The 9623-nt window shown below is 66.6% G+C and carries 7 protein-coding genes; 3 read left to right on the forward strand and 4 right to left on the reverse strand.

Features of this window, described 5'->3' with window-relative positions; genetic code table 11:
* Positions 1-236: 236 nt before the first annotated feature.
* Genes RUU78_RS14010 through RUU78_RS14020 form a run of 3 tightly spaced genes read left to right on the forward strand, consistent with a single transcriptional unit; the run spans position 237 to position 4969 of the window.
* The gene (locus RUU78_RS14010; protein ID WP_313917611.1) at positions 237-1526 is read left to right on the forward strand and encodes an amidohydrolase family protein; all 1290 of its coding nucleotides are present in this window, start codon (positions 237-239) and stop codon (positions 1524-1526) included.
* A 50-nt stretch (positions 1527-1576) separates the two neighbouring features.
* Positions 1577-2116: an ECF-type sigma factor gene (locus tag RUU78_RS14015; protein ID WP_313917613.1), complete on the forward strand. Its 540-nt coding sequence runs from the start codon at positions 1577-1579 to the stop codon at positions 2114-2116.
* Between the two features lie 42 nt (positions 2117-2158).
* On the forward strand, positions 2159-4969 hold the full coding sequence (locus tag RUU78_RS14020; protein ID WP_313917614.1) for a serine/threonine-protein kinase: 2811 nt from the start codon (positions 2159-2161) through the stop codon (positions 4967-4969).
* Between the two features lie 83 nt (positions 4970-5052).
* On the opposite strand, the gene RUU78_RS14025 is transcribed toward RUU78_RS14020, so the two are convergent.
* From RUU78_RS14025 to groL, 4 genes are all read right to left on the reverse strand, one after another.
* Positions 5053-6021, reverse strand: coding sequence for an SEC-C metal-binding domain-containing protein (locus RUU78_RS14025; RefSeq protein ID WP_313917616.1), 969 nt, complete (start codon positions 6019-6021; stop codon positions 5053-5055).
* A 165-nt stretch (positions 6022-6186) separates the two neighbouring features.
* Positions 6187-7485 carry a type II toxin-antitoxin system HipA family toxin gene (locus tag RUU78_RS14030; protein WP_313917618.1) on the reverse strand — a complete coding sequence of 433 codons (1299 nt, stop codon included), beginning with the start codon at positions 7483-7485 and terminating at the stop codon, positions 6187-6189.
* A gap of 38 nt (positions 7486-7523) precedes the next feature.
* Positions 7524-7772, reverse strand: coding sequence for a helix-turn-helix transcriptional regulator (locus RUU78_RS14035; RefSeq protein WP_313917620.1), 249 nt, complete (start codon positions 7770-7772; stop codon positions 7524-7526).
* A gap of 394 nt (positions 7773-8166) precedes the next feature.
* A partial coding sequence (gene groL / locus RUU78_RS14040) for a chaperonin GroEL (protein ID WP_313917622.1) occupies positions 8167-9623 on the reverse strand: 1457 nt, incomplete at its 5' end.

Genomic DNA, 9623 nt, shown 5'->3' on the forward strand with positions numbered 1-9623 from the left:
TGTGCGGGAACGGCGTCGCCGGGGGCGCCCGCTGTTCCTGCTGTCTTTCGCTGCGGGCGCGAGGCCGCACGGCGGGAAGTTTCTGCGCGCTGCGGACTGACTGCCGCAGCGCAATCGGCGAGACCGTATCGCCGACCGAACGCCGAGCGTTGCACTACCTGCGCACGGATGCAAGCGGCGGCGCAGCGGCGCGGCGCGTGCTAGCTTTCGGCTCCGTTTTCGCTACCCGCCACGCCATGGACCTGATCCTGCGCCACGCCAACCTGCCCGACGGACGCCGCGACCAGGACATCGCGATCCGCGACGGTCGCATCGCTGAAGTCGCCCCGAACCTGCCGGCAACGGCGCGCCAGGAAATCGAGGTCGGCGGGCGTCTGGTCTCGCCGCCGTTCGTCGACGCGCACTTCCATCTCGACGCCGCGCTGTCGCTGGGCCTGCCGCGTCGGAACCGATCCGGCACCTTGCTCGAAGGCATTGCGCTCTGGGGCGAACTCAAGCCCACACTGACCCAGGCCGCCCTCGTCGAGCGCGCGCTGGCTTACTGCGACATGGCCGTGAGCCAGGGGCTGCTCGCGATCCGCAGCCATGTGGACATCTGCGACGACCGCCTGCTGGCGGTCGATGCGCTGCTGGAGGTCAAGCGCCGTGTCGCGCCGTATCTGGACCTGCAGCTCGTCGCGTTTCCACAGGACGGCCTGCTGCGGTGTGCCACGGCGCAGGACAACCTCTTGCGCGCGCTCGACCGCGGCGTCGAGGTAGTCGGGGGCATCCCGCATTTCGAGCGCACCATGGCCGACGGCGCCGAATCGGTACGCCGGCTGTGCGGGATCGCCGCCGACCGCGGCCTGCTCGTCGACATGCACTGCGACGAGTCCGACGACCCGCTGTCGCGACACATCGAGACGCTGGCCGCCGAAACCCATCGGCTGGGCCTGCACGGTCGCGTGACCGGTTCGCACCTGACCTCGATGCACTCGATGGACAATTACTACGTGTCCAAGTTGTTGCCGCTGATGGCGCAAAGCGGCGTCGCGGCGATTGCCAACCCGCTGATCAACATCACGCTGCAGGGGCGCCACGACACCTATCCGAAACGCCGTGGCATGACGCGCGTGCCGGAGCTGCTGGCGGCCGGCGTGAACGTCGCGTTCGGCCACGACTGCGTCATGGATCCCTGGTACTCCTTCGGCAGCGCCGACATGCTCGAGGTCGCGCACATGGGCATCCATGTGGCGCAGATGACGTCGCAGGACGCGATCCGCCAGGCCTTCGACGCGGTCACGGTCAACGCCGCGCGCATCCTGCACCTGGACGGCTACGGCCTCGAGCCGGGCTGCCGCGCCGATCTCGTCGTGCTGCAGGCGGCCGATCCGTTCGAGGCGATACGCCTGAAGGCCGCGCGCCTGTACGTACTGCGCGCCGGCCGCATCGTCGCGCGCAGTCCCGAGCGCCGCAGCGAGCTGGACTTGCCCGACCGGCCGCGCGACCTGACCCTGGAATTTGCGGCAGGGTCCATAGCCGGCTGAGACCAATCCGGGCGCACAATGCGCCACCGCATTCCGACACCGGCCCGCGCATGTCCTCGACACCCGACACGACGCCCGATGTCCCCGCGCCGAATGCCGACGCCCTGTTCGGTGAAGTCTACGAACGCCTCAAGCGCATGGCGCACCGCGAACTCGGCCGCGTCGGCGGAGGCACCGTCAACACGACCGAGCTGGTGCACGACCTGTATGTGCGGATCAGCCACGGCGACGAACTCGCGTTCGCCGATCCGGCCCAGTTCTTTTCCTATGCGGCGCGCGCGATGCGTCACATTCTCGTCGACCGCGCGCGCCAGCGCCTGCGTCTGAAATCCGGTGGCGACCAGGTGCGCCTGTCGCTGACCGACCCGGCCGTCGACGCCGTCGGGCTCGGGCCGCAGCAGGCGCTGCAGCTGGACGCCGCGCTCGACGCGCTCGCGCGCGACGACGAGCGTGCGGCCAGGGTCGTGGAGCTGCACTATTTCGGCGGGCTGACGCTCGACCGCGTGGCCGAGCTGCTCGGCGTCGTGCGCCGCACGATCGACCGCGACTGGCGCTATGCGCGCGCCTTCCTGCTCGCGCAGATGGAGTAGGACCGTGTCGCAGCCGTGGGGCGAACCGCGTTACGTGCTTGCATGAAGCCACAGGACGCCAGCAAGACCACGACCAATGCCTCGCAGCTGCGCGAGCTGTTCGAACGCTGTGCCGAACTCGACGCCATCGCGCGTGACGTATTCCTGAGCGCGCACGGCATCGGCGAGCAGACCCGGCAACTGATCGAATCCATGCTCGCGGCCGACGCGCGCAGCGGCGACGTGTTCGCGCATCCGGCCCAGGTCTGGGCCGACGAGCTGCAGCCGCCGCCCGGCGACACGAGCGAACTGCTCGGTGGCAGCATCGGCGGCTTCCGCTTGCTGTCAGTGCTGGGCCAGGGCGGCTCGTCCGTCGTGTTCCGGGCCGAGCGCCAGGTCGGCGGCGCGCTGCAGCCAGCGGCACTGAAACTGCTGCGCACAGGATTGTTTTCCTCGGATGCGCAGCGCCGCTTCCGCCGCGAGCAGGCGATCCTCGGCCAGCTCGCGCATCCGAACGTCGCGCATCTCATCGATGCGGGCATCAGCGAGGCTGGCATCCCCTATATCGCGATGGAGCTGGTCGAAGGCGCGAGCCTGACCGACTACGCCCAGCAGCGCGCGCTGGACCTGCCCGCACGCCTGCGTCTGCTCGCGCAGCTCGGCCACGCCGTCGACGCGGCGCACCGCCTGCTGATCGTGCATCGGGATCTCAAGCCGTCGAACGTGCTGGTCACAGCGGATGGCCAGATCAAGGTGCTGGATTTCGGTATCGCCAAGCTGCTGGGGGATACCGAGGACGGCGACACGCAGACCCAGCACATCGCGCTGACGCCGGCCTATGCCGCGCCCGAGCAGTTCCGCCGCGGCGCCGTCACCACGGCGATCGACGTGTATGCGCTCGGCGTGATCGCCTCGGAACTGCTGCTCGGTGTGCGCCTGGACGCCGACGCGGGACTGCCGCGCGACACTGTCGAAGCAGACGGCGTGCGCGGGCGCTGGCGCGCGCTCGATGCGGACCTGATCACCGTGCTGCGCACTGCACTGGCCACCGACGCGCAGCGGCGCTATGCCTCGGCACGCCATTTCGCCGAAGACCTCGAGCGCTTCCTGCGCAACGAGCCGATCGCCGCGCGCGCGCCGTCGCGGCGCTACCGCGCGCGCAAGTTCATCGCGCGCCATCGCCTTGGCGTGTTCGCCGCCTGCGCCTTCGTCGCGACGCTGATCGCAGCGCTGAGCGTGGCACTGTGGCAAGCCAGGCTCGCGCGCCAGGAAGCGCGCCGCGCGAACAGCGTCAGTGCCTTCGTCGAAGGCCTGTTCGCGCCACTGCGCGACGGCATCGCCGAGGGGCGCCAGCCCAGCCTGACCGAACTCGTGGGCAAGGGCGTCGCGCGCATCGACGAGACACCCACGCTCGGCGCAGCCGAGAAGGTGGATCTGCTGCTGCTGTTCTCGCGCGTCTACGACTACCTCAACGAGCGCGGCGAGATGCAGCGCCTGACCCAGCGCGCGGGCGAACTCGCCGACGCCGAACTCGGCCGCCTGCATCCGCTGGCGCAGGAAGCCGCGGTCAGTCGTGGACTCGCGCTGCTGCGTGCATCGGACTACACGCGCGCCGCATCCGTGTTGCACGAGGCCGAGCAGCGCCTGGAGGAAAGCGGCGCGCGCAACGACTCGTGGATACGGCTCCACGACGGCCTCGCCGCGGTGGCCAACGACAACGGCGACCCCGCCCTCGCGCTGGCGCACGAACGCACGGCGCTGGCCACGCGCATCGCGCTGTATGGCGAGAACAGCGAATCAGGCCTCGGCGGCTACGCCAACCTCGCGTTCGCGCTGGAAGGGGCCGGCCAGTTCCGCGAAGCGGCGGAGGCCTACCGCCGCGTCTATGCCGCGCGCGTCGCGCTGGCCGGTGCGCAGTCGGGCCGCAGCGCCGGCACGCTGGCCGGCCAGGGCGCCAGCGAACTCATGGCCGGCGATCTCGTGCCCGCGCAACAACATCTGCGCGACGCGATGCAGGTGTTCGACGGCCTGGGCGGCAAGCCGCGCGCTGCACATGTGCAGATCGCGCAGCAGGCGTGCACGGTGGAAATCGCCATCGGCTCGGACGCGGCAGGCGCACGCTGCGCGCACGCGGTCGAACTCGCGCGCCAAGCCGAACTCGTGCCCGGCAACGGCGTCGCGCGCGCGTTGCGCCTGCAGGGCCAGCAGCTGTTGCTGGCCGGGTCCATCGACCAAGCCGAGGCCGCACTGACTGAGTCGTCCGCATTATTCGCCGCCGACGCACCGGCCAATTGGAAAGGCCGTACCGACATCGCCCTCGGCGATCTGAAACTGCATCGCGGCGAAACCGCCGCAGCCGCGACGCTGCTCGCGCGCGGCGTCGAACGCCTCGGTCAAGGCTATCCGCGCTACCTGCGCCGCCATGGACTCGCCCTGCTCGCGCTGGCCTGCACGCAGCAACCCGACGCCGACGCAGCGTGTACGAACCAGCCGCGCGACACTGCCGAAGCGCTGCTCGTCGACGATCCGTATGCGTTCAATCCGCTGTTGCTGCCGGCGCATGTGGCACTGGCGCGCGTGGATCTCGCGCGCAAGGAAACCGGCAAGGCACGGCAGCGCCTGCAGCGCGCGATCGCCGAGGCACAGAAGCAGCAGTTGCCGAGGCACGATGTGCGGCTGCTCGACGCGCAGCTGTGGCTTGCGTTGGCCAACGTGGCTACCGATTGCGCGTCGTCGCAGCGCGATGCCGCTGCCGCGCTGGAGCTCACGGAAACACTGCCTGACCTGCAGCGCGCCTGGCTGACCGACGCACGCGCAGCGCTGCGCAAGCCGCTCGATTGCAGGCTGCTGCCAGCGGAAACGGCTTCGGAATAGACGCAGACCGGCGTCCGCGTGAAGTGGCGCCCCGGATCGTCGCACGCGTCGGACCGCGGAGCCGTCGACACGGGCGTCGGCCGCTACTCGGCGGCGAGCCTCTGCCGGAAGGTCTCTTCATCGAGTTCTTCCAGCATTCGGATACCGTCTCGCTGCAGGTCACGCAGGTACGCGATCAGCGGCTGCAGCTGCGGATCGCGAAGACGCGTCAGGCGCTGGATCCACAGACCCGCGCAACGTTTCGCATCATCGTCGCGGCCTTCGCTGAACAGCATGGTCACTTCCAGGTGGGACAGCGAAATCGCGTTCGGGTCGATCTTCCGCGCCTGCCCGAACAGGTCCCAGGCGAGCACGAAATTTCCCCTGTCGGTCGCCATCGACGCAAGCCGCTGCAGTGCGCCGGAGCGCAGCGTTGCGTCGCCGAAGCGAGCCGCACGATCGAGCAGCTGTTTTTTCTTTCGTGGCTTGTCGAGATCGAAATACAGATCTACCAGCATGTCGAAGAGCGGCTCGCGGCGAGCCACGAAGCTGTCGTCGCTGGCGAACCACGGCTCCAGGAGCGTCAGCGCCGCCTTGTCGTCACCGATACGGCGACACTCATCGGCGGTATGCGCGATTCGATCAATGTCGACGCGGCTACCGGGCAGCGTCTTCCAGGTCCTGCGTGGAACAACGGCGAGAACCCGCGGCAACAGATCCACATCCTTCAGCGGGACGTTGCGCATGATCGGCTCGCAACACTGCTTGAACTTGCGTCCCGACCCGCAGTAGCAAGGACTATTGCGCTCCGGCGACGGCGCTTTCGGACACGCGTAGTCCAGCGCCGGCAGCGGCAGCGCGCACCACACGGCACGCGCCATGGCCAGACCGATCCGTCGGCGCAGCGAATCGTCGTCGCGCAGATTGCCCTGCGGCGGTGGTGGGAACAGATGCTCCTCCACACGCAGATAGCGGGCCTGGTACTCGCTCAGGTCCTTGCTGCCAAGCGCGAACTGCACGCAGTGGTCAACAAAAGAGTCGAAATCGAAGGGAACTATGTTTGGGTCGTTCATGGCAATGTCGACTAAGGGCGGGGCAACGGTGGTAAGTTGGCGTGGCGAAGTTGGGCAAGAATGCGGACTGGACCTGAGGCAAGCACCCGGTCATGTTCTCCGCGAGCGACACAGAGGCAGAAGCCGCGGGGAGCTTCGTCATAGCGAACGTGCTGCGCGGCGCCTTCAGCCGCACCGCTCCGGCTCGGCGAGGAAACGGCGGCGGAAATCCAGCATGCCCTTGCACACGGCGTCGTAGAGGTACAGCGGAAAATCATCCGGAAGCCTTGCGCCGACGGCCTCGAGAACGGCTGGTGTGCGCTCGGCAAGGACACCAATGAGTTCGGCTGCCTCCGGCAGGCCCAGCCGCCGGCCCATGTCGACCCAATGCCAGCGATGGATGTCGTGAAGTCGGTAGTGGCGATTGGCTCCCTCGACGGCCATGGCCAGCTTCAAGCGGCGCGGATCCAGCTGATAGTTTCTGCGGCCGGTGATTGGATGTACCGAAATGACGTCATAGAGCGGCGTCATCCGGTAACGCCCCCGCGGCCCTATCGTCAGGCTGAAGTTCTTTGCGTGCCCATCCGTCGCCGCCATCAGCCAGAACAGAAACTGCGCCGAAAAAAACGTCCTGCGGTCCTGCTGCGCGGATTCCGAACTGCGCAGTATCTGCATGATGCGGGCCGTGCCCGGGCCGCCTTCTGCTTCGTATTTCCGCGTCGGCGGTAAACCGGCGACCTGGCAGAAGTCTTCCTGCGGAATCCGCATCCACCATTTCCGGTCCGGCGCGAGACGGCGATCAAAGCGCTCGACGATCAGGGTTTTTTGGTTCTCGAATCGACCGATCTGCGCCTGCGCAACAGGCAGACCGAACTCGCGCAGGATCTCAAGGCTCAGCCACTCCAGCTCGGCCGAATCTCGCATGTCGGCCTGGACATTGGCCACCAGCCCGAGTGGCAATTTGAAGATGTGCGTGCTCGGCGTCGCTCCTCGTGGCCGGCACCAGCGCTTGCGGTGCCACAGCAACGCGGTCTTTTCCTGCGCACCGGCGATCGACAACCGAAACGCGTCCTCGCTCTCGAAGCCCAACCGGTCGGCACGTACGGTATTGCGCAGCAGCGCCGCGACCTGGGCTTCAGTCAGCGTTTCGGCTTCGATTCGACGGTGTTCGTCCGGCCTCTCGCCTTGAGGCAGAAGCTGAACAGCGCCGGCGCAATCTCTCCCGAGCTCGGCCAGCAGATCGAAGGCTCTCGTCGAGCGGAGCCGGTGGCGCTCCTGCAGGCGGCGCAGGATCTGCTCGTTGTCGGGAATCAGATTGTCGAAATAGGCGGCTACTGTCGCGCCGCGCAATGCTGCGCCGCCGCCGAAGGGCAAGGACAGGGACAACGGGCGCCCCTGCTCGTCCGCCATCCATTCGGGTGCATAGACGAGCACGTCCTGTCCGCCGGAGCTGCGCCGCCATTGGCCGACAAACAAGCCGTTCATCCAGATGTCCAACGCCGCTGCACGCCGCGTTGTCATGGCTACCAGCCGCCCTCGGACGAGTTCGGCGATGTACGGCTGCGCAGGAACATTTCCATACCTAGCACCTGGCACAGCTGATGGATTCGCTCGAAGGAAACTCGGCTGGCATCCCGCTCCAGTTTCGACAGCGCCTGGACGCTGATGCCCAACTGTGCGCCGACCTGCGCCTGGGTCAGTTTCTTGCTGAGTCTTTCGGAGCGCAGCAAGGAACCGAGCTGCGCCGGAATACGTATGGCTTCGTCTCGCATGCAATCGATCTCCCGGAGAACGAGGCGCGAATTTCTCGCAGAATCCGCCGCAGATTCGGATAGGGGCATCATGAACCGCCAGATTCATTCCGCACGGTGAATCTTTCGATTCAAGTTATGCGATGAATTAATCGAATTCAACTTACACGACGAATTAGCGGAATTCAACCTATACGATGAATTGGCGGAATTCAACCTGTGCGATGAATTGAGGTCCGTTCAATTCTTGAACGCAAAGCCTCTTTGTCGGCGTGGAAGAACGAGATGACGAAGTTCTCTTTTCCGGAAAATTTCCCCGGAAAACAAAAAAGCCCCGCATCGCTGCGAGGCTTTCGAGTATCGCGGATCCGCCGCGCGGCGCGCGGCGGATCGCTGGCTGCGGTGTCGCGGGCGATCAGAAATCCATACCGCCCATGCCACCCATGCCGCCACCGCCGTGGTCATGACCGCCGCCGGCCGGCGCGTCTTTCTTCGGCGCTTCAGCGACCATGGCTTCGGTCGTGATCATGAGGCCGGCGATCGACGCGGCGTTCTGCAGCGCCGAACGCGTGACCTTGGTCGGGTCCAGGATGCCGAACGCGATCATGTCGCCGTATTCGCCGTTGGCGGCGTTGTAGCCGAAGTTGCCCGTGCCTTCCTTGACGCGGTTCAGCACGACCGACGGCTCTTCGCCGCAGTTCGCGACGATTTCGCGCAGCGGCGCTTCCATCGCGCGCTTGGCGATGTTGATGCCGTGGTTCTGGTCTTCGTTTTCACCCTTGACCGCACCGATGGCCTGCAGCGCGCGGATCAGCGCAACGCCGCCGCCCGGGACCACGCCTTCTTCCACCGCAGCGCGCGTGGAGTGCAGGGCGTCTTCGACACGGGCCTTCTTTTCCTTCATTTCGATTTCGGTCGAGGCGCCGACCTTGATCACCGCAACGCCGCCGGCGAGCTTGGCTACGCGTTCCTGCAGCTTCTCGCGGTCGTAGTCGGAGCTGGTTTCCTCGATCTGCGCCTTGATCTGCTTGATGCGCGACTGGATCGCGTCAGCGTCGCCGGCACCGTCGATGATGGTCGAGTTTTCCTTCGAGATGACGATCTTCTTGGCGCGGCCGAGATCCTTGATCGTGGCCTTTTCGAGCTGCAGGCCGACTTCTTCGGAGATCACGGTGCCGCCGGTCAGGACGGCCATGTCTTCCAGCATCGCCTTGCGACGGTCGCCGAAACCCGGCGCCTTGACGGCGCAGACCTTGACGATGCCGCGGATGGTGTTGACCACGAGGGTCGCCAGCGCTTCGCCTTCGACTTCCTCGGCGACGATCAGCAGCGGCTTGCCGGACTTCGCGACGCCTTCGAGCACGGGCAGCAGCTCGCGCACGTTGGAGATCTTCTTGTCGTGCAGCAGGATGTACGGGTCTTCCAGCTCAGCCTGCATCGACTGCTGGTTGTTGATGAAGTACGGCGAGAGGTAGCCGCGGTCGAACTGCATGCCCTCGACGACGTCGAGTTCGTTCTCGAGGCCCGAGCCTTCCTCGACCGTGATCACGCCTTCCTTGCCGACCTTCTTCATCGCTTCGGCGATGATGTCGCCGATGTTGGAGTCGGAGTTGGCCGAGATCGTACCGACCTGGGCGATCGCCTTGTCGTCAGTGGTCGGCTTGGACAGCGACTTCAGCTCGACGACGGCGGCCGTGACGGCCTTGTCGATGCCGCGCTTGAGATCCATCGGGTTCATGCCGGCGGCAACGGCCTTCATGCCTTCGCGGATCAGCGCCTGGGCCAGCACGGTCGCGGTGGTGGTGCCGTCGCCGGCGACATCGGAGGTCTTGGAAGCGACTTCCTTGACCATCTGCGCGCCCATGTTCTCGA

Origin of the sequence: Tahibacter sp. (genome assembly GCF_032229445.1) — a bacterium.
Taxonomy (GTDB): Bacteria; Pseudomonadota; Gammaproteobacteria; order Xanthomonadales; family Rhodanobacteraceae; genus Tahibacter.

Excerpts from the sequence above, each read along its gene's own strand:
- RUU78_RS14030 (WP_313917618.1), bottom strand. The coding sequence starts at position 7,485 with ATGAACGGCTTGTTTGTCGGCCAATGGCGGCGCAGCTCCGGCGGACAG.
- RUU78_RS14035 (WP_313917620.1), bottom strand. The coding sequence starts at position 7,772 with ATGCGAGACGAAGCCATACGTATTCCGGCGCAGCTCGGTTCCTTGCTG.
- RUU78_RS14025 (WP_313917616.1), bottom strand. The coding sequence starts at position 6,021 with ATGAACGACCCAAACATAGTTCCCTTCGATTTCGACTCTTTTGTTGAC.
- RUU78_RS14010 (WP_313917611.1), top strand. The coding sequence starts at position 237 with ATGGACCTGATCCTGCGCCACGCCAACCTGCCCGACGGACGCCGCGAC.
- RUU78_RS14020 (WP_313917614.1), top strand. The coding sequence starts at position 2,159 with ATGAAGCCACAGGACGCCAGCAAGACCACGACCAATGCCTCGCAGCTG.
- RUU78_RS14015 (WP_313917613.1), top strand. The coding sequence starts at position 1,577 with ATGTCCTCGACACCCGACACGACGCCCGATGTCCCCGCGCCGAATGCC.